General features: G+C 31.8%; 14 protein-coding genes. 4 read left to right on the top strand and 10 right to left on the bottom strand.

Annotation, left to right across the window (positions count from 1 at the left end):
- The first annotated feature begins 294 nt into the window (after positions 1 to 294).
- Together D3P13_RS04280 and D3P13_RS04275 are read left to right on the top strand one after the other, a co-directional pair.
- Positions 295 to 1,521: a hypothetical protein gene (locus tag D3P13_RS04280; protein WP_117880035.1), complete on the top strand. Its 1,227-nt coding sequence runs from the start codon at positions 295 to 297 to the stop codon at positions 1,519 to 1,521.
- 114 nt (positions 1,522 to 1,635) lie between these two features.
- Positions 1,636 to 4,440 carry a TonB-dependent receptor domain-containing protein gene (locus D3P13_RS04275; RefSeq protein WP_117880034.1) on the top strand — a complete coding sequence of 935 codons (2,805 nt, stop codon included), beginning with the start codon at positions 1,636 to 1,638 and terminating at the stop codon, positions 4,438 to 4,440.
- 59 nt (positions 4,441 to 4,499) lie between these two features.
- Here the strand turns inward: D3P13_RS04275 and D3P13_RS04270 are convergent, their stop codons facing one another.
- The gene (locus D3P13_RS04270; RefSeq protein WP_117880033.1) at positions 4,500 to 4,859 is read right to left on the bottom strand and encodes a toxin-antitoxin system YwqK family antitoxin; all 360 of its coding nucleotides are present in this window, start codon (positions 4,857 to 4,859) and stop codon (positions 4,500 to 4,502) included.
- A gap of 199 nt (positions 4,860 to 5,058) precedes the next feature.
- On the opposite strand from D3P13_RS04270, the gene D3P13_RS04265 reads away from it, so the two are divergent.
- Together D3P13_RS04265 and D3P13_RS04260 are read left to right on the top strand one after the other, a co-directional pair.
- Positions 5,059 to 6,267 (top strand): OprO/OprP family phosphate-selective porin, encoded by a 1,209-nt coding sequence (locus D3P13_RS04265; protein ID WP_117880032.1) that lies wholly within the window; start codon positions 5,059 to 5,061, stop codon positions 6,265 to 6,267.
- A gap of 70 nt (positions 6,268 to 6,337) precedes the next feature.
- On the top strand, positions 6,338 to 8,605 hold the full coding sequence (locus D3P13_RS04260) for an inorganic phosphate transporter (protein ID WP_117880031.1): 2,268 nt from the start codon (positions 6,338 to 6,340) through the stop codon (positions 8,603 to 8,605).
- Positions 8,606 to 8,665: 60 nt separating this feature from the next.
- On the opposite strand, the gene D3P13_RS04255 is transcribed toward D3P13_RS04260, so the two are convergent.
- The 9 genes from D3P13_RS04255 to D3P13_RS04215 all read right to left on the bottom strand — a co-directional run bounded on the left by D3P13_RS04255 (position 8,666) and on the right by D3P13_RS04215 (position 20,682).
- A complete protein-coding gene (locus tag D3P13_RS04255) occupies positions 8,666 to 10,429 on the bottom strand; it encodes a Na/Pi cotransporter family protein (protein WP_117880030.1) in 1,764 nt (587 codons plus the stop codon).
- Between the two features lie 100 nt (positions 10,430 to 10,529).
- Positions 10,530 to 11,045: an RDD family protein gene (locus D3P13_RS04250; RefSeq protein ID WP_117880029.1), complete on the bottom strand. Its 516-nt coding sequence runs from the start codon at positions 11,043 to 11,045 to the stop codon at positions 10,530 to 10,532.
- Between the two features lie 150 nt (positions 11,046 to 11,195).
- Positions 11,196 to 13,655 carry a ribonucleoside-diphosphate reductase subunit alpha gene (locus D3P13_RS04245; RefSeq protein WP_117880028.1) on the bottom strand — a complete coding sequence of 820 codons (2,460 nt, stop codon included), beginning with the start codon at positions 13,653 to 13,655 and terminating at the stop codon, positions 11,196 to 11,198.
- Positions 13,656 to 13,702: 47 nt separating this feature from the next.
- On the bottom strand, positions 13,703 to 14,674 hold the full coding sequence (locus D3P13_RS04240; protein ID WP_117880027.1) for a ribonucleotide-diphosphate reductase subunit beta: 972 nt from the start codon (positions 14,672 to 14,674) through the stop codon (positions 13,703 to 13,705).
- A 340-nt stretch (positions 14,675 to 15,014) separates the two neighbouring features.
- Positions 15,015 to 15,527, bottom strand: coding sequence for an outer membrane protein (locus D3P13_RS04235; RefSeq protein ID WP_117880026.1), 513 nt, complete (start codon positions 15,525 to 15,527; stop codon positions 15,015 to 15,017).
- Positions 15,528 to 15,810: 283 nt separating this feature from the next.
- A complete protein-coding gene (locus tag D3P13_RS04230; protein ID WP_117880025.1) occupies positions 15,811 to 16,371 on the bottom strand; it encodes a hypothetical protein in 561 nt (186 codons plus the stop codon).
- 20 nt (positions 16,372 to 16,391) lie between these two features.
- Entirely contained in the window at positions 16,392 to 17,315 is a 924-nt protein-coding gene (locus D3P13_RS04225; protein WP_157972826.1) for a hypothetical protein, read from the bottom strand.
- An 11-nt stretch (positions 17,316 to 17,326) separates the two neighbouring features.
- Positions 17,327 to 20,173, bottom strand: a complete 2,847-nt coding sequence (locus D3P13_RS04220; protein WP_117880023.1) for a T9SS type A sorting domain-containing protein — start codon at positions 20,171 to 20,173, stop codon at positions 17,327 to 17,329.
- A gap of 11 nt (positions 20,174 to 20,184) precedes the next feature.
- Complete coding sequence (locus tag D3P13_RS04215; protein WP_117880022.1) at positions 20,185 to 20,682, bottom strand: DUF3592 domain-containing protein; 498 nt, start codon at positions 20,680 to 20,682, stop codon at positions 20,185 to 20,187.
- Positions 20,683 to 20,881 lie beyond the last annotated feature (199 nt).

Below are 20,881 nucleotides of genomic sequence, written 5' to 3'. Positions count from 1 at the left end.
AGTTATTTAGATAATCAATAGCAACGTTTTTAAGAATATATAATCTTAAAAACGTTGCTATTTCTATGTTGTTTGTAATCTATCTCATTTTATTACCTGCCTTTTTCCCTTTTCAAATCTTTTAAGTTGCCTTTGTTTCTCTTCATTTATTTTAAAAAACAAGTATGGCATAACATTAAGGTAAACTAAACATAACAAATCTTTAATTTTCAGTTAACCTAAACTTTACATTGGTGTTATTTATTTGCAACGTAAAATTTAAACAAAAAAAGTAAACTAAAAATTAAGAAAAAAATGAAGAAAGTATTTTACTCATTAAGTATCGTGGTTTTATTAGCATCATGTACTGGAAATGATGATCCAGAGGTTATTATTGAAGTACCTGTTGATACAGTACTAGAAGGTACTATATCAACTGACAAAACTTTAACTCAAGACAAAATTTGGGAAATTAGTGGTAGAGTTATCGTTGCTAATGGAGCGAAATTAACCATTGAGCCTGGAACAATTATTAAAGCTTATGCTGGTACAGGTACACAAGCTTCTGCGTTGATTATTGCTAGAGGAGCTAAAATTGATGCTCAAGGAACGGCTTCTGCACCAATTATTTTTACTTCATCAGCAGATAATATAACATTTGGACAAACAACTGGGACAAATTTATCTGAAAATGATAGAGGTCTTTGGGGTGGACTTATCATATTAGGATATGCTCCAGGTTCTTTTAAAGGAGATGTTACTGAAGTACAAATTGAAGGTGTTCCTGCAACAGATACAAATGGTCTTTTTGGAGGCAATGATGCTGCTGATAATTCAGGAATTTTAAAATATATTTCTATCCGTCATGGTGGTGCAGAATTGAGTCCTGATAATGAAATCAATGGTTTAACATTAGGTGCAGTTGGTAGTGGAACCGTTATTGACAATATTGAAGTTGTCGCAAATGTGGATGATGGTATTGAATTTTTTGGAGGTTCAGTTAATGCTTCTAACTTGGTAGTTTGGGCTGCAGGTGATGATGGTTTAGATATTGACCAAGCTTATTCTGGAACAATCACGAACTCAATAGTTATTTTAGGAACCGCTTCTGATCACGCATTGGAAATTGATGGTCCAGAAGGTAGCTTAGAAGGTCAATTTACTATTGATGGTCTTACTTTAATAGGTAATGAGACTACAGAGAGAGGTGAGTATGCTGATTACAGAAGTAGTGCAATGGGAACTACAAAAAATGTTTTTGCTTATGGTTTTAAGGGGGATTCAGATGTTGAATTAGATAATGATGGTGTTGCGGCAAATTATACGGATGGTAAATTATCTTTTACTAACTGGCAAATTGTTTTACCAGAAGGTGTTAGTGCATCAGCATCAATTTTTGCTGATAAATCAGATGTGGGTTCAACTTTTGGAGCAGATGCAGCTACTTTCTCTTCAGATGTTACATCAAGTTCAAAATCTACTGGTGCTGATATGTCTGGATTTACTTGGACAATGGCAGACATTAAAAATGCTTTAGAATAAACTAAAATTAATAATTTGAATTATTCAATTGCTCATACTATGGTATGAGCAATTGATATTTAAAGTGTTTACAAGAAAGAGAACATCTTCAAATGCTTTATAATATAAAATAACATGAAAATTAAATTTATACTATTCATAACTTTTACTTTAATTATTAATTTGTTAAATGCCCAGAAGGGTACGTTATCAGGTACAATTAAAGATGGTGAAATAAACGATGTTTTACCCTTTGCAACAGTTCTAATTAAAGATTCTGATAAAGGAACAACATCAGATTTTGAAGGAATGTATTCAATGGAATTAGAAGCAGGAACATATCTCGTTGTTTTTAAATTTTTAGGATTTGAAACTACCGAAGTTACTGAAGTGGTTGTAAAGCCAGATGATGTTACTGTTTTAGATATAACTTTGAACGAAGCTTCAGGGACTCTTGATGAGGTAATTATTACTGCAGAAACGGCTCGTAATACAGAATCTTCAGTATTAAATATTCAAAGGAGGTCGGTTAATTTACTAGATGGTATTTCATCTCAAAATTTTAAAAAATTAGGTGCCAGTGACTTGGCAAATGCCGTTAAAAGTGTTCCGGGGGTGTCTATTCAGGGAGGTAAATACGTTTATGTTCGTGGTTTAGGTGATAGGTACACCAAAACTATTTTAAATGGTGTGGATGTTCCGGGATTAGACCCTGATAGAAATACGATACAAATGGATATTTTTCCAACAAATATTATCGACAACATAATCGTAGTAAAATCAGCAACAGCAGATCTGCCTGCAGATTTTACAGGTGGTATTGTTGATATTGTTACCAAAGAATTTCCTTCTAAAAAAGAGTTTAGCCTATCATTAAGTGGTTCATATAATCCTGATATGCACTTTAAAAGTAATTTTTTAAATTATGATGGTGGTAATACTGATTTCCTAGGTTATGATGATGGTACAAGGGCCTTACCAATAAGTCCTTATCAGCCAATACCAAATACTTTTGATAATAGTGCCGTATTAACAGAAATCACAAAAAGGTTTAATCCAAATTTAGCGGCTCTTGAATCAAATAGCACAATGGACTATAGTATTGGGTTAACAGCAGGTAATCAATACACTATTGGAAAGAAGGATCATAGATTGGGTTATATTGCTTCTGTATCTTATAAAAATGAAACAAATTTTTATGAGAATGCTCAGAATAATTTTTATAGAAAGGACCCAAATACATCCAATATAGAAATGCCTTTAAGTAAAGGTCAAAAAGGTAATTTAGGGGAACAAAATGTAGTACTTAGTGGTTTGGTGGGTTTGTCATATAAAACAGATCGTTCTAAGTATAAAATTAATGTAATGCGTATTCAAAATGGTGAATCAAGTGCAGGTTTATTTGACCAAGAACTAAATGAAGGAGATTTTGCTTTGGCAATAAAGAATAGCTTAGTGTATACAGAAAGATCAATTACCAACGGTTTGCTGTCGGGTACGCATACAAATAATGATGCCTCATGGAAAACCGAATGGAAGTTGGCTTCAACATTATCTACAATTTACGATAAGGATGTACGTGCAACTTCATTTAGAATTGAAGAAGATGGTAGTTTTAGTATTCCACAAAATAGTGAACCAAGAAGAATTTGGAGAAACTTAGAAGAAGAAAATCATGTAGGTAAGTTAGATATAACTAGAAAATATAGTTTATTACAAAAAGATGCTAAACTAAAAGTGGGTGCATACGGTTCTTATAAACAAAGAACTTATAACATTTATACTTTCAGAATTGGTATTACTGGTCCAACTGGTTTTAATGGTGATGCTGATGCTATCTTAGCAGATGAAAATTTATGGACAACCAGTGATCAAGAAGGCTCTTTTATAAGAAATACTTCAGTTGTAGATCCTGTTAATATTTTTGAATCTAATCAAATAAATATGGCTGGTTATATTTCTAATGAATTTAATTTAGGTGATAAGCTAAAAACGATAGTTGGTGTAAGAGTAGAAAATTTTATGATAAACTATACAGGTGAAAACAGTTGTGGTACTGTATTAAATAATGCATCTATTATTAATAAATTTGATTTATTTCCATCGGTTAACTTTATCTATGCCTTAAAAGATAATAAAAACATACGATTATCTTATGCAAGAACTACAGCTCGTCCTTCGTTTAAAGAAGCATCAAATGCGGAAATTTTTGACGCTCTTTCTGATATCACTTATATAGGAAACATAGATTTGAAACCGACTTATATTAATAATATTGATTTACGTTATGAAGTTTATGGAGAGAATTCTGAATTGTTTGCCGTTAGTGGATTTTACAAATCGTTTAAAGATCCAATTGAGTTAACTTACTTCCAATCCGCGTTAGATAATTTTACACCGCAAAATTTAGGTGAAGCTGATGTGATAGGAGCAGAAATAGAATATAGAAAAAACTTAAGTTTTTTATCTTCGAGCCTGGAAAATTTTAGGTTTAACTTAAATGCCTCAGTTATACAATCAAAATTAAAAATGGGTACTGACGAGTTTGCTTTGCGTACAAATACCGCAAGACCAGGAGAAGAGGTTGACGATACTAGAGAGCTTCAAGGTCAATCACCATATTTAATTAATGCTGGTTTAGATTATGATAATGATAAAATAGGTTTGCAAACAGGAATCTTTTATAATGTACAAGGAAAGACGTTAGAAGTTGTTGGAGGTGCAAATCCAGATGTGTTTACAAAGCCTTTTAATAGTTTAAATTTTACATTTAACAAATCAATAGGTAAAGACAGAAAGTCGAATCTAAGCTTTAAGATTACAAATCTATTAGGCTCTAAAAAAGAAAGTATTTATGAGTCCTATAATGCAGCAGATCAACTATTTTCTAGCAGAAACCCTGGTACTTCTATTTCATTAGGATATAGTATAAAATTTTAAATTCTAAAATGAAAAAAGGAGCTCTAGGGCTCCTTTTTTCATTTATTTTGTAAATTATTTTACTCGTTTTTTGATGCTATTTCCGTATCACGAGACCAAGAATTGACTTTTTCTATTTGATCGTTTGAATAATCAACTTCTTTTAAAACATCATTCGTTTTAAATATCCATTTTCCTACTTTTTTACCTGACTCATAATTACCTATGGCAATTTTTTCACCAGTTAAATTATAGCTAGTCCATGTTCCATGTAGTTTACCTTCTTTAAAAAAGCCTTGTTGATCAATTTCCCCATTGTCATAGTAAAAAGTAGCTTCTGTTACATCTCCCTTTTTTTCTAATTTCACTTTATTATCTTTTTGTTGAGCAAAAGAAAAACTCACACAAAAGACAATTAATAGAACAGCTATTTTTTTCATAATTTTAGTATTTACTTAACATTAACGGTATTAAAGTATAAATTGTTTTACAATTACACAACATTTTGTTAACTTTAAATTAACATTGAAAATGTAATGCTCTGATTATTAGCAATGTAAATAAAAGCAGTAAAATTTTATTTTTTACATTAATTAAAATAACTTGCGAACAATTAACCACTACGAATCTATCCGATAGATGAAATCAAAGAATCTATTATTATCCCTTATTTGTTTAGTTTCCTTAACTGCTTTTGCACAAGAAAAAGAATCTAATCCTTTTAGTTTTAAATGGGACAATGGATTTAAATTGAAAAGTGCTGATGATAATTTTCAATTAAAATTTGGAGGTAGAATAATGGTTGATCATGCTTTTTTATCTCAAAATGAAACTTTAGATGATGTTTACGGACAATTATTAACTACAAGTGCAACAGAATTTAGACGTACTAGAATCTTTTTATCCGGTCTACTTTATAAAAATATTGAATTTATTCTAGATTTAGGATTTGAAAGTGGAGAAGTAGCATTTAAAGATGTTTATTTAGGTATCAGAGATATACCAGTAGTAGGTACCATAAGAGTAGGAAATTTAAAAGAACCATTACGATTTGAATCGCTTACAGGCAGTAAATATATTACGTTTATGGAACGTGCTGTACTTAATGATTTTTCTCCTACGCGTAACAATGGAATCCTTTTATTGAATGATTTTTTGAAAGATAGACTTAGTGTACAAGCCGGTCTTTTTCGAAATGCAGGAGGAAATGGAAATGATTTAATGGCTAATGACGGATATGTTTTTACAGGCAGATTAACAGGACTTCCAATAAAAACAGACAACCAATTATTACATGTAGGTTTAGGGTATAGTTTTAGAAAGCCTGGTTTAAATCAATATAGAATTTCTGCAAGACCAGAAGCACATTTAAGTAATAAGAAGTATATTGACACTGAATTAATTGAAAATGTAAAGAACCTAAATATGGTTAATTTTGAAGGTGTATTTGCAACAGGTCCATTATCTTTTCAAACAGAGTATTTAAGAACAGCATTAAAAGGTGATACCAATTATAACTTTTCTAGTTATTATGGCCTAGTAAGTTACTTTTTAACTGGTGAACAGAAAGTTTATAAAAGTTCGTATAAAGGTTTTGATAGAGTTAAGCCAAAGAATAATTTTACCGGTAAAGAAGGTGGTTTGGGTGCTTGGGAAGTTGCCTTACGATATTCAAATTCTGATTTGAATAGTAAAGATATTTATGGCGGTGAACAAGCGAGTATCACATTGGGCTTAAATTGGTACTTAAATCCAGCAACTAGAATAATGTTTAACTATGTAAATGCGGATATAAAAAACGCAGGTAATGTAAACGTTTTTCAGGCAAGATTTCAGATTGATTTTTAAAATAAAATATAACTATTAGTTAATATACACGTAAATAAAAATATACACTTTTGCACACTAAATATTAGATATGGAAAATCCTTACATTATGATGATTGTTGCACTTGCTATTTTGGCAATTGCAGACTTAGTAGTGGGTGTCAGTAATGATGCTGTTAACTTTTTGAATTCGGCTATTGGTTCTAAAGCCATATCCTTCAGAACGATTATGATAGTTGCTAGCTTAGGTGTCGCATTTGGAGCTGTTTTTTCTAGTGGTATGATGGAGGTTGCTCGAAAAGGAATATTTGTTCCAAGCGAGTTTTATTTCAATGAAATCATGATCATTTTTATGGCAGTAATGATTACTGATATATTATTGCTCGATTTTTTTAACACGTTAGGGATGCCAACATCAACTACCGTATCTATTGTGTTTGAATTATTAGGTGCTGCAGTAGCAATGGCACTTATTAAAATAGCGGCTAATGGCGATTCTATTTCAGAATTGGGTAAATATATAAACACTGATAAAGCTACTGAAATTATCATAGGTATTCTGCTCTCAGTGGTAATTGCATTTTCTATTGGAGCCCTGGTCCAATATGTTTCCAGAGTCTTGTTGTCTTTTAACTTTGAACGTAAAGCCAAATGGGTAGGTGCTATTTTTGGAGGTTTTGCCTTGGCTGCAATTACTTATTTTATATTTATTAAAGGTCTAAAAGGAACAGACTATTATAAAGAAATAGAACACCTTATTGAAGGTAAAACCATATTTATATTGTTAGGGAGTTTTGCTTTATGGACGTTGTTATCTTATATTTTTGTAAAAGTCTTTAAGCAAAATATTTATAAACTGATTATTTTAGTGGGTACTTTTGCTTTAGCATTAGCATTTGCTGGTAATGATTTAGTTAATTTTATTGGAGTACCTATTGCCGCTTGGCAATCTTATGAAACATGGGCGGCTTCAGGTATTGCTGCGATAGATTTCCCGATGTCATCATTGGCTGAAAAAGTGCAAACTCCAACATTTTTGTTGTTAGGTGCGGGCCTTATTATGGTTTTAACACTTTGGTTTTCTAGCAAAGCCAAGAGTGTCGTTAAAACATCTTTAGATTTATCGAGTCAAGGAGAAACCCAAGAACGTTTTAACCCTAATTTTATATCTAGAAGCTTAGTAAGAGCCTCTATTCTTGTTTCAAAATATACGAATTCAGTGATACCAGCACCTATTCAAAATCATGTAGAAAAACAATTTGAAAAGCCTGTTATTAAACTAGTTAAAGGTAAAGAGCATGAGTTGCCTGCATTTGATATGGTGCGTGCTGCAGTTAATTTAATGGTAGCAAGTATTTTAATATCATTAGCTACTTCAATGAAATTACCATTGTCAACTACCTATGTTACTTTTATGGTTGCTATGGGTACTTCTTTGGCAGATAGAGCTTGGGGAAGCGAAAGTGCTGTTTATAGAGTTGCTGGTGTTCTAAATGTAATTGGAGGTTGGTTTGGTACTGCAATAAGTGCTTTTATTGCTGCTGGTACCATAGCTTATTTAATCCATTTGGGAGGTGTAACTATGATAGCAATACTTTTATTAGTTGCCGTTTTATTGTTGGCCAGAAATTATATTAAACATATTAAAAAAGGAAGAGAAATTAAAGCGGAAGACAGTTTGAGTAAAGCTGAAAGTAACTCCATTCATGGTGTTATTGAAGAGAGTGCAGACAATATTTCAAAAGCATTAAAAAGAATAAGTAAAATAAATAAAAGTACTATTGACGGATTGATAAATGAAGATTTGTCGAGTCTTAAGAAAGCAAAAAGTACTGTAATTAAGTTGGAAAATGAAATTGAGGGCTTACAGAATAATATGTTTTACTTTATTAAAAATTTAGATGACTCTTATTTAGGGGCTAGTAAATTTTATATTGATGTTATTGGTAATTTACAAGATATGGCACAATCGGCTAGTTTTATTTCTAAAGTCAGTCATAAACATATCAATAATAATCATAGACCATTAAAGAAAAAACAAGCGGATGAATTGATTGAGATTAACGACCAACTCGTTTCTTTATTTGATAAAACAAGAGAGGTATTTGATTCTCGTTCTTTTGATAAAATTGTACCAGACTTAATAAATGACAAACAAGCTTTATTAGACCATGTCGAAAATGCTATTCATCAACAAGTAGAACGTACAAGAACGATAGAATCGAGTCCGAAAAACACTACGTTGTATTTTAGTATTTTATTAGAAACGAAAGATTTAATTAAGGCGGGTATAAACATATTGGAGCTCTATTACAGTGAGCACGATCGCAATATTAAATTGATGAATACAGAAAGTTAAAAGCTTTAATTAACAGTAAATAAAAAATGGTCTGAGAATTTTAATTTCTCAGACCATTTTTTATTCTGGATTGTTTTCTAATAAAGAATCTTTGTTGCTATATAATAGCTCAGCCACTTCAATTAGCTTTTTAATAATATCATTTACGTATGAGTAATCATTAAATAGTGATGATGCCATTTCAGGAGTAATCAATCCTTTTCTTATTAAACTGTCTATTGAATGGTTACCTTTTGCTTTATTCTCTTTTGCAGCAGCTTTTAGCTTATTCATTTTTTTACTATAGTTTTTAGTGTCATCTCCTTTTCTAAATCTATAAATAACCCTAAGAACTTTTAATACCTTTTTTCGATAAAGATTATATTCTTTAATCAAATATTCATTATTTAATGTTGTAGACATGTTTACATTTCTGTTCAATTCTCTAACATCTTTTATTATTTCTACCATTTTTCTGTTGGCAATTTTTATTTCTGAAATAGTGGTATTTTGAGATTCTGTTAGCTTTAATTTACTTTGAGCGGTTGCCGCATAACGTATTATCTCTCCGTATATATATTTAACTTTGGCATGGTATACTTCATCAATGGCTATATCTAAGTCTTTGGTTGATTTTTTAATTATATTTTTAGGTTTCTCATGAGACTTTATATCTTCTCTATGAATATTGATTCCATGTGCTACAATTTCAAAAATGGCATTCTTATATAAGTCCTTAGATTCGTCCGTTAATGCTTTGATAACTGACCCTGGAAATGCTAAAACGGCTTCATTCAAATATTGAGGTTTTGCTGCATCACTATTAGGTTTTTCTTGAAAATATTTTACTAAAAACAGCTCTAGCTTCTTTATAAATGGTATCATTATAAGCACACCAATCACATTGAATATGGTGTGAAATAAGGCAAGTTTAAGGGTATAGTCTGTTGCTGATATGCCAAATGAATTTGCCAAATAATTTACTAAATTTCCTAAAGGATATATAAATGCTAAAGCTAAAGTTGCCGTTATAACATTAAATATTAAATGTGCTATAGCCAATCTTTTACCAGCAATGTTTGAGCTTATTGATCCGAGAATAGCTGTAATCGTAGTGCCTACATTGGCACCAATAGCTAGTGCAAGAGCATTTTCATATTCTATTTGCCCTGCAGCTAATGCAGTTAAAACTAAGACCAAAGATGCAGCACTCGACTGCAAAAGAACTGTTATAATTATTCCGATACCTGTGTACAAAATCAGACCTAAAAAACCAGAAACAGCATACTTTGTTAAATCAATGTCGTTACTAAAAACATCAAAACCTTCTTTCATAAAAAAAATTCCTAAAAAGAAAAAACCTAAACCAATAAGTACGTTACCTATTCCTTTAAGTGTATTTATTTTCTGTAAAGAAAAGATTAAACCAAAGATAAGCATGGGCATTGCCAATGCAGAAATTTTAATTTTAAGACCGAAACCTGCCACCAACCAAGCGGTTGTTGTGCTTCCTATATTTGCTCCAAATATTAGACCAATACCAGATGATAAACTTATTAAACCAGCACTAATAAAAGAAATGGTTATGACTGAAACTAAAGAACTCGATTGAATAAGCGTGGTTAGTACTGCACCTGTTGTTATACTTTTATAAAGTTTGTCAGTAGTTTTTTTTAGAATTTGTTGAAGCGGGCCTTTTGTGAAAACTTTAAAGCCCTCTTCTAACATTATCATACCAAATAATAAAATAGCAACACCTGCGGCTATGGTTTCAAAATTGGGACTAAAATATAAAGTAACTGCTAAGGCTAATAATAAAACGAAAAGAAGTGATTTTTTATACATATAATTAAATCGTCTATTATTGATTAGGACTATTAATAGTAGTAGCTAAATTTAAAGAAAAAAACAATAAAAAAAAACGGGAATATTTTAAAAAGCAAGTTTACTCATGTACCGTTCCTAGTTCTAGGTAATTTTTATGTTGTGTTTTTTGCTCATGAAATACCTTATCATCTACAACGTAGGTATTAGAAATGGAATCATGCCAGCCCTTTTTACCTAAAAAAGAAAAGGGATCAAAAGGTATAATCCTACATAAAGAACGTTTAACAAATACTTCGAAAGGTGGTCGTTCTCCATTTTCAAGAACAACCTTGGTTCTCGTAATTAATTTACCAATAGTTTTCTGAGATAGGCTTTCTAAAATAGTATAATATATAACTAATAGAACTGCAGTTAGTAAACGGTCAATAATCGGGTTAACGTTTTCTAATTCAATAAGGAAGTCAATAAGCCCTTCACTGGCAGTTATCTCAGCTATTATGTATAAAAGAACACCTAACAGCATAAATAATGCATAAAAGAAGGCTAGATCAATTAAATAATTAAGAAATCTTTTGCCTTTACTGGCAAACATCTCGTCAGTTACTCTAAATTTTTTGTAGTTTAATACCTCCATTTCTGTTGAACTAAAAATCAGTTATTGTTTTAACGCATCATTAAGTCTCTTATTTCGTAAAAATAAAAAATCTCGAAACAGGCAACGTTTCGAGATTTTATAAAAGTTATAGTTACTATTTCTAATTAGTTCATATGTGGTCAATTGTTATTAAGACCCACACATTAAACAATCATCACCTTCATTTTCTTTAGCCAAAGCAATCATTGCTTTATATTCTTCAGCTGTCATTGAAGTGTCATCTGTTATTAAAGGAGATGGCTCTTTTTCAACATTTACGGGTGCTTCAACAGCTGCAATTTGCGTTTTTTTAATTTCCTCTTTTTTACTATTACTCAATGTAAACTGAGTAGCATTCACGGCAGATTTGGTTCTAAGGTAATACATACCTGTTTTTAAACCAGACTTCCAAGCGTAATAATGCATTGAAGTCAATTTACCATAATCTGGATCTTTTAAGAAAAGATTTAACGATTGTGATTGGTCTATAAAATAACCTCTTTGACGAGCCATATCTATAATATCTTTCATACTTAACTCCCACACGGTTTTATATAAATCTTTCAACTCTTGAGGAATTGCTTCAATATGTTGTACGGAACCATTCGCTCTCATAATACTTTCTTTCATTTCATTGTCCCAAAGATTAAGTTCAACCAAATCTTCCAGTAAGTGTTTGTTCACAACAATAAATTCACCAGAAAGTACTCTACGTGTATAAATATTAGAAGTATAAGGTTCAAAAGCTTCGTTGTTTCCTAATATTTGAGAAGTAGATGCTGTTGGCATTGGAGCAACTAATAGTGAGTTACGTACACCGTGTTTTACAACGTTTTTACGTAATTTTTTCCAGTCCCAATTACCACTAAGATCATCTTCAGAAATATTCCACATGTTAAATTGGAATTCACCTTCTGACATTGGAGAGCCTTTAAATGTGGAATAGGGTCCTTTCGCTTTAGCAATTTCCATAGATGAAGTTACTGCAGCAAAATACAGTGTTTCAAAGATATCTTGATTTAGTTGTTTTGCTTCATCAGATGTAAACGGCATCCTTAACATAATAAAAGCATCTGCTAATCCTTGAATACCCAATCCAATAGGTCTATGACGAAAATTTGAATTCTCCGCTTCTTTTACAGGATAATAATTTCTATCAATAACAGTGTCCAGATTTTTAGCTGCTTTTTTGGTAACGTCAAATAACTTTTTATGGTTAAAATATTTCTGCCCTTCTGCATTTTCACTAATAAACATTGGCATGGCAATAGAAGCCAAATTACATACAGCAACTTCATCTTTTGCTGTGTATTCCATGATCTCAGTACATAAGTTCGAAGAGCGGATAACTCCTAAATTTTTTTGATTTGATTTTCTATTAACCGCATCTTTATATAACATATATGGCGTACCAGTCTCAATTTGAGATTCTAATATTTTCTCCCATAAATCGCGAGCCTGTATTGTTTTTCTTCCTTTACCTACTTTTTCATAACCTTCATAAAGCTTCTCAAATTCATCACCATAAGTATCAAATAAATGGGGACATTCATTAGGGCACATTAAAGTCCATTCACCATCTTCTTCCACACGTTTCATGAACAAATCTGGAATCCACATCGCATAGAATAAATCGCGAGCACGCATTTCTTCTTTACCGTGGTTCTTTTTTAAATCTAAAAAATCAAAAATATCGGCATGCCAAGGTTCTAAATACATGGCAAAAGATCCTTTTCTTTTCCCTCCACCTTGATCTACATATCTTGCAGTATCATTAAAAACACGAAGCATGGGTACAATGCCATTAGAAGTACCATTTGTACCTCTAATATATGAACCTGTGGCTCTAACATTATGTAAAGACAAACCAATACCACCTGCAGATTGAGAGATACTAGCCGTTTGTTTTAGTGTATCATAAATACCATCAATACTATCTTCTTGAATTTGAAGTAAAAAACAAGACGACATTTGAGGTTTTGGTGTACCTGCATTAAATAACGTTGGAGTAGCATGCGTAAAATATTTTTTACTCATTAGCTCATACGTTTCAATTGCGGCATCAATATCATCTAAGTGGATACCAACAGATACTCGCATTAACATATGTTGAGGACGTTCAATTATTTTTCCATTAACTTTTAATAAGTAAGATCTTTCTAACGTCTTAAACCCAAAAAAGTCGTAGTTAAAATCGCGATTATAGATTATAGTAGAATCTAACTTTTCAGCATTGTCTTGTATGACTTTATAGACATCATCAGCAACCATTGGTCCTTTTTTACCGGTACGTGGATTGACGTAAAGGTATAAGTCTGTCATTGTTTCAGAAAATGACTTTTTGGTATTTTTATGTAAGTTAGAAACGGCTATCCTAGCAGCTAATTTAGCATAGTCAGGATGTTGAATGGTCATTGTAGCTGCAATTTCAGCTGCTAAATTGTCTAACTCAGAAGTAGAAACTCCGTCGTAAAGACCTTCAATAACACGCATGGCAACTTTTACAGGATCAACCAATTTGTTTAATCCGTAACACATTTTTTTTACCCTTGCGGTAATTTTGTCAAACATAACAGGCTCTTTCTTTCCGTCTCTTTTTAGTACATACATAGTTATTTTTGGGTATTTAGTTATTAATTGGTAAAAAGTTTATTTGGTTAAAAATCGGCATCAAAACTGATACTTCCAGTTCCTCCAGATTTTACACCAGCTTTTTGGTATTCAGATACTTTTTTCTCAAAGAAATTGGTTTTACCTTCTAGAGAAATCATTTCCATAAAATCAAATGGATTTGCCGAATTGTATACTTTTTCACATCCAAATTCTACTAAAAGTCTGTCCGTAACAAACTCTAAGTATTCCGTCATTAATTTTGAATTCATTCCGATAAGACTAGCAGGAAGAGATTCGGTAATAAAGCTTCTTTCAATATCAAGAGCATCACAAAGTATTTCTGTAATTCTTTCTTTTGGCACTTTATTTACCATATGATTGTTATGCAAGTGCACAGCAAAATCACAATGCATACCTTCATCTCTTGAAATTAATTCGTTAGAGAAGGTAAGACCAGGTAAAAGTCCTCTTTTTTTCATCCAAAATATAGAGCAAAAACTTCCAGAAAAGAAGATTCCCTCAACAGCGGCAAAAGCGATAAGGCGTTCAGCAAAACTTGGACTATCAATCCATTTTAACGCCCATTGTGCTTTGTCTCTAATGGCTGGAAAAACCTCAATGGCTCTAAATAATTGATCTTTTTCTTTTTCATCTTTTACATAGGTATCTATAAGTAATGAATACACCTCAGAATGGATGTTTTCCATCATTATCTGAAAGCCATAAAAGAATTTAGCTTCCGTGTATTGTACTTCAGACACAAAGTTTTCTGCTAAGTTTTCGTTAACGATTCCATCAGAAGCAGCAAAGAATGCCAAAACGTGTTTTATAAAATATCTCTCGTCTTCAGTAAGCTTATTATTCCAGTCATGCACATCTTTTTCTAAATCAATTTCTTCAGCTGTCCATATACTTGCTTGTTGTAATTTATACCATTCCCATAAATCTGGATGTTGAATTGGAAAAATTACAAATCTGTTATCATTAGGCTGTAAAATAGGTTCTTCTTGTTGCATTGTTAAATATTTTTTGAATATTATAGTGTTGGTAGTACGCTATTGGAAACTGTTGGCACAAACGGTATCTTACAAAGATTGTTTTTTTTGGTGAAGAAACAAAGTCAAAATTATAAACAAAACTCGAGAAGTTTTTAACAAAGAGGAGTGTAAATGCTAATTGCTTAACATTTATTTAACATATAAAATACTGATATACAGTTGTTTAAAATAATATAAATACTGTGAGCCTTGAAGTTTACTAGGTTTTCTAAAATTCTGCTTAAACGGTACTTTCTAAAATAAAAAAAGAGCCAATTTAAATTGGCTCTTTTTTTATATAATATGAAATGAAATATTTTTAAAATTCATATAAAACTCCAGCACCTAAAACTACTTGGCTTAAACTACTTACCGTATATTTCAATTCTGCAAATACACTGAGTTGATCTGCGAATTTCCATCTACCACCACCACCGATGTTCAAACCTAATGCATTACCACTGTTTTGACCGTAGCCTTCGTTTAAAGTTTCGATCCCATTTTTATAACTAGAATAGTTTAAACCAGCCAAAGGATATACATCTAACTCGTCCATCATTACCTCAATTTTATAATGTCCGTTAACATCAACAGCAAACAGATTATTTTTGTAAGAATTACCTACTATTTTTGCTTGACTTCCTGAAAAATAAGATACACTCGGAGAAATGGCAATATTTTCCATAATCTCAAATTCAACTTTTGCGAAGAGACCTGGGGCATCTATACCTTCATTATAAGCAACACCACCACCAGCGGATACTTGTGCATTCATTGAACTAATACCGCCAATTAAGGCTATTGTAAGAACTAACTTTTTAATAATTTTCATAGTTTAGAATTTTTCTGTTTTGTACTGCAAATATATAAATTTACCAAAGTAACAATCTTAAAATTTTCAAAATTTTTTCAATCATTAACCTTGAACTTTCTTTAAGCTGAGACTAGTGTTACTAGTACTTTTGTATTAAATAATGTTTTGTTACACTTTATTTTAGGTTTTCAATTCTTCTGATCTTTTATGATTTAGCTCTTACGATTTGACATTATATTTAATTTATTATTAGCAAATGTTTTACTTTTTTATTTACTGAATTTCAGAGAATTATAGTCGTTCAAAAGGCACTAAGTTTTTCAATTATTAAATTAGAAACTTCCGTGGCCTTTTTCAGATTGATTTGATTTTCGTTAGAAACTTTAACATGGACATGAAATATAAAGTGATTTGAAAGAAAAGTCATTTGAGACATCCTCACATCCCAAACAGCCATATCACCTAAGTTTTCAATTAAATGTGGTTGTTTATAGACCGAAGTAGATCTTTTAAACATACTTTCTGTACACTTTTTTACCATTACAATAAGCACTTCACTAGGCATTGCGAACTTTACTTCTTGATTAACAATTTTTTTCATTCTAAAAACTTTACTGTCTTCCCATTTATAGATGCAGGTAGGTTGCGTCAAAACCTTATCCTGTACGTCAATTGGAAATTCCACTACATTAAAAATATTTTTAACATCTTCCCTTGAAATGAGCTCGTAAGGTGAATTTATTGCAACAACTTTTTCTGAATTCAAACGTGTAGATTCTTCACTTTTATTTTCTTTTTTGTTGCAACTTAATGTGAGTAATGCAATCCATACGATTAATAAATTGATTCTTGTAACTTTCATTTTATGTCTATTTAAAAATTTTAGTAGTGTTCCGCTGACCTAAAGAAATAGGTCGCATCATTAGGTATTTTAGTAATTATAGTATGTTCATGTTTTTTATAACGAGACCTATCTTCTTCTGGAGCATTTGGAAATTGATATGCCCCGATAATCTCGGTTTTAATCAAATTCCAGCCTGGCTTAAAACTTAGATTATAAACAACATTGGTTTCAACAATTAATGGAGTACCTGTATTACCCAAATCTCCTTTCCAATTTTCATTAGCCCTTATTGCACAAGCCTCTTCAACATAAACCCATGATAGCATATACCCTTCATCACCAAAATACAAATCTCCTGGTGTTAATAGATTTCGGGTAACTTTTGCAGAATTTCCAACCGTTAAAACACCAATTTTTTGTTCGTTTTGATATACTAATACATAAGAATTCAGTTTAAAACCGGTATTTTCATTTGTGTATTGATAAGAATCTGGATTGTGAATATCATAAAAAACATTGCTGTTTTTAAAGTTGTTTAAGGGTTTCAAAACAGGAATTTCATGTTTTGGATTCAATATAATTGTTCCGTCTGCTTTAATATTCCCAACTTTAACATATTCCACTTTATCTTTTCTTGAATCATAATTATAGTTAAAACCAAGATCGGCTACTCCATTGTTCCAGCCTTTAAGTTTCATATCATTATTGCTGGAAAGTGTATTTACCCAGTATTTATCAAATTTGGGTTTAACTTTAGGGGTGTTTTTTTTCTCTGGTTCAGTATTTGATTTCTGTTTTTTTTCTCTGGCTTCCGTAAGCTTCTCCATGGCTTTCATTTCTGGGGTGTTCATAATACTGTCGAGTGATTTTAGAGACTTATCGATCAATTTTTGCTCTTCGGGTGTTTGACCATAAATTACTTGAATTGATAATAACATTAGAATAAATAGTATTTTGTACATGATATTAGGATTTATTGTTTTATCATTTTTGCTGATTTAATGCCTCCATTTTCATCTTTTATTTTTAATAAATAAACACCTGAGGCTAAAGAAGAAACATTCATTGTATTTATCATTTTTTGATTCATTACATTTTTCCCATAAACGTCAAATACTTCAATTGTAAGTGTTTCATTGAAATTAGATTGAATAGTTAAGAGATCTCGCGTTGGGTTTGGGAATATTTTAGCAGTATTATTTTCAAACTTTGAAATCCCCAATGAATAGTTGACTGAGGTTCCAAACTCTGAAGTATTTCCGTTTTCATCGGTTGCAGTACCAACAATATTGTTGTAATCGTTCTGTTCAAAACCATTGGGAAGGCTCAAGGTTACAGTTTTGGCTCCAGGTAGTGTATAAATATCTGTACTAATATATTTCTTACCTTGACCATTATCTGCACCGAAAAACTCAACAGTAATCGGATAAGCGGAATTGGTTACCGCACTTGGCACATTGTAAGTGACTTCAACACTCACGTTGCCTAAATAATTTATTGCACTTATTTCGGGAGAATTTTGAAGTATATTTGCACCAGTATCAGCATCGTTAACGTCATTTGAAGCGGTACCTTCCAAATCGATTCCTAAAACTGAATTATTATAAATGCTATTTTTAGAAATAGTAACTTGGGTCGGTACGCCAGAAGTTGTACTTATAATAACACCATTTTGATTATTGGTAATTGTATTATTGCTAACTTTGTTCTTGGTATTATTTCCTGTGATAACAATTCCATTTATTGAATTTCCAATATTAGTTGAACCATCTGAACCCACACCAATATTGTTATTACTAAAAGTATTATTGTTGGAATTAGAAATCAATAATATACCATTCAGATTATGATTTCCTATAATATTTCCTTCGGCAACTGTAGTACCTCCAATACTATTATTGTTTGAATTGTTCATTGTTAAACCAACACCGATATTTGTGAGTAATGAATTGCCATCAGGTAACGTACCTACTTTATTTCTGAAAAAATGAACTTCATTTGCGGAATTAAAATAGACGTTTTTAGAGGTGTTTGATGTTGTACCATTCCCTGATATTGTGTTTTCTGAAACTTTAGTATTGGTTAAAGTTCCATTAAGTCTTAATCCTTCATTTCCATTCTTAATAATTCCATTGCCATCAGAATTCAATCCTATATAATTATTTTGAATGTTGTGCGATGTACCCGAAACAAATATCCCAATGTTACTGTTCCCTGAAATTATGTTTTTATCTAAAGGATTTGCACCTCCAATGGTACTATTTGTTGATGAAGAATGTAATGATATTCCTGTTGCGTTTGGCAATGCTCTATTGCCAGAAGCATTCAAACCAATATAATTGCCTATTATCGAAGATCCACTCGATGTACTTTCTGAAATTTCAATTCCTATAGAATTTCCAGATATAATATTTCTATTACCTGCTGCTTGTCCTCCAATACTATTATTACTGTCTTCTAAATAAATACCTGTATAATTAGGTATGGCAAGTGTGCCTAGAGCATTTGTGCCAATATAATTTCCAATAATTTGGTTGTTCTTGCCGCTAAGAATAGTAATTCCATCACTTGCGTTTCCTGAAATAACATTTTTTGAATTAGCAGTTGTTCCACCAATAATATTATTATTATTTTCTCCCGTAAGCATCATGATACCTATTGAGTTTGGCAATGCTACATTTCCAGTAGCATCAACACCTATATAATTTCCTCTGATAAGGTTTGAAATTACAGGATCTGTTGTACCTCCTTGAAGATAGACCCCATATTGTCCATTTCCAGATATTATATTTCCTTCTCCGGAACCATCTGTTCCAATTCGATTAGTATTAGCTCCAAATAAAATTAAAACACCTCCTCTGGCATTAGGTATGGATTTTGTTCCTGTGATATCTGTACCAATATAATTCCCTATAATTGCATTGTTATAAGACTGTGTTCCGCTAATCGCTATGCCAGTTCCAACTGTGGCGTCGTCAGTTGCATTTGCTCCAGAAATAACATTTCGAGCTTGTGGAGTGTGACCACCTAAAGTATTATTATACGAATCAACTATCTGAACGTTGAATTTATTACCTCTGTTCAAAGTGCCGGTAGCATCTGTACCGATTAAATTCCCCTGAATTATGTTATTGGATGATTGAAATGAATTTAATGATGAGCCTGAAATATTTAGCCCAAAGGAAGGATTGCCCGAAATAACATTTCCTTGAAAGGGTTGTGTTCCTCCTACCAGATGTCCGCCAAGATACCCTAAAGACAATCCTCCTCCTGTATTGCCACCAACGGTTTTGCCATCTGCCCTTAAACCTATATAATTAGATTGTATAATATGATTTGCTGTACTGCTAATTATTCCATAACCAAAACTGTATGGGTATTGCGTCATTCTTGCAAAATTAACGACACAAAGGCCATATAATTCACTCCCTGAAGAGTTTCCAATGAGCTTAATGCCATTTGAGTATTGCAGAAAAGTATTAGATATTTCTATAACAGGTGTATGATTGATGGTATATTGTGGTTGCGTACGGCCATCTATTATTACAGGTTGTAATATGTCTGGCAGAATATCTTCGGTTATTGCAATTGTAAAAGGTGCAGAGCCTGAAATATTAAAGTTAACAATATCCTTATTACTTGTTTTATTTGCATTTTGAAGAGCCGCTCTAAAAGTGCAATTCCCGTTTTTATCAGCACAAATAGCATCGTTTAAATTTACATCTAGGAAATCATCTATAGTATTCACTGTATAAGTAGTTTGCGAATACGTTATTAACGAGGTACATAAAATCGTGAGTAGAAGTAATGCTTTTTTCATGCTATTTGAATTTAAGATTTAGTAAATAAAGGTTGAAAGTAATCAATGATTTCTGTTATTAAATTAGGGTAGCTGTACGCTAAAAACCCTAACAAAAACAGTGAAATCAATATAGCCAAAGTACCAACTACACCATCTTTTCTACCAGGTTCCAAGGTTGATATATTATGATTTGAAGGATTATAATAAACAACAACTTGTGTTCCTTTGGTATACTTTTCCATTAATTCTGAAGTCTTCTTGCTTTTAAAATTTTTAAAAGAATTTGCAAAAAAAGGTTTCGTTCCTTGGTAGGCAATACCTTTGATTTCATACGTATATAAAAAATCGATTATCTTTGAAAGTGAAAAATCAAGGCTTTTTGCGACTTCACCTTTAACCTTGGGCCATTGAACAGATTGTTTTGTCCACCACCAAAGCCGCAATGCCATAAATAAAAAAGGTACTATTGCCAATTGTAAGATTATGCCCGCTATTTGTGATCGACTAAGTGATGCCAAGAATTCCATTGTATAGATTATTTATTATACTCTTTAAAACGTTTCAAATTTTCAATTCCATAGGCATTCCAAAGAGCATCAACATCCATTCTTTTGCCTTATATGGTTACATAAATCTATTGTCGTAAAGAAATCGAAGTGCGGCTTGAGAATCTGTTTGAGAATCTTTATCTTGTTCAGTGCCAGAGGTTAAGATTTCATTTCACTC

The sequence above is a fragment of the Aureibaculum luteum genome, from assembly GCF_003449015.1.
Classification (GTDB): Bacteria; Bacteroidota; Bacteroidia; order Flavobacteriales; family Flavobacteriaceae; genus Aureibaculum; species Aureibaculum luteum.
Note: the sequence above shows the minus strand (reverse complement) of the source record. Positions and strands in the feature narration are given on the sequence as shown.

Coding starts and splice junctions, on each gene's coding strand:
- D3P13_RS04280 (WP_117880035.1), top strand. CDS start 295: ATGAAGAAAGTATTTTACTCATTAAGTATCGTGGTTTTATTAGCATCA.
- D3P13_RS04275 (WP_117880034.1), top strand. CDS start 1,636: ATGAAAATTAAATTTATACTATTCATAACTTTTACTTTAATTATTAAT.
- D3P13_RS04270 (WP_117880033.1), bottom strand. CDS start 4,859: ATGAAAAAAATAGCTGTTCTATTAATTGTCTTTTGTGTGAGTTTTTCT.
- D3P13_RS04265 (WP_117880032.1), top strand. CDS start 5,059: ATGAAATCAAAGAATCTATTATTATCCCTTATTTGTTTAGTTTCCTTA.
- D3P13_RS04260 (WP_117880031.1), top strand. CDS start 6,338: ATGGAAAATCCTTACATTATGATGATTGTTGCACTTGCTATTTTGGCA.
- D3P13_RS04255 (WP_117880030.1), bottom strand. CDS start 10,429: ATGTATAAAAAATCACTTCTTTTCGTTTTATTATTAGCCTTAGCAGTT.
- D3P13_RS04250 (WP_117880029.1), bottom strand. CDS start 11,045: ATGGAGGTATTAAACTACAAAAAATTTAGAGTAACTGACGAGATGTTT.
- D3P13_RS04245 (WP_117880028.1), bottom strand. CDS start 13,655: ATGTATGTACTAAAAAGAGACGGAAAGAAAGAGCCTGTTATGTTTGAC.
- D3P13_RS04240 (WP_117880027.1), bottom strand. CDS start 14,674: ATGCAACAAGAAGAACCTATTTTACAGCCTAATGATAACAGATTTGTA.
- D3P13_RS04235 (WP_117880026.1), bottom strand. CDS start 15,527: ATGAAAATTATTAAAAAGTTAGTTCTTACAATAGCCTTAATTGGCGGT.
- D3P13_RS04230 (WP_117880025.1), bottom strand. CDS start 16,371: ATGAAAGTTACAAGAATCAATTTATTAATCGTATGGATTGCATTACTC.
- D3P13_RS04225 (WP_157972826.1), bottom strand. CDS start 17,315: ATGTACAAAATACTATTTATTCTAATGTTATTATCAATTCAAGTAATT.
- D3P13_RS04220 (WP_117880023.1), bottom strand. CDS start 20,173: ATGAAAAAAGCATTACTTCTACTCACGATTTTATGTACCTCGTTAATA.
- D3P13_RS04215 (WP_117880022.1), bottom strand. CDS start 20,682: ATGGAATTCTTGGCATCACTTAGTCGATCACAAATAGCGGGCATAATC.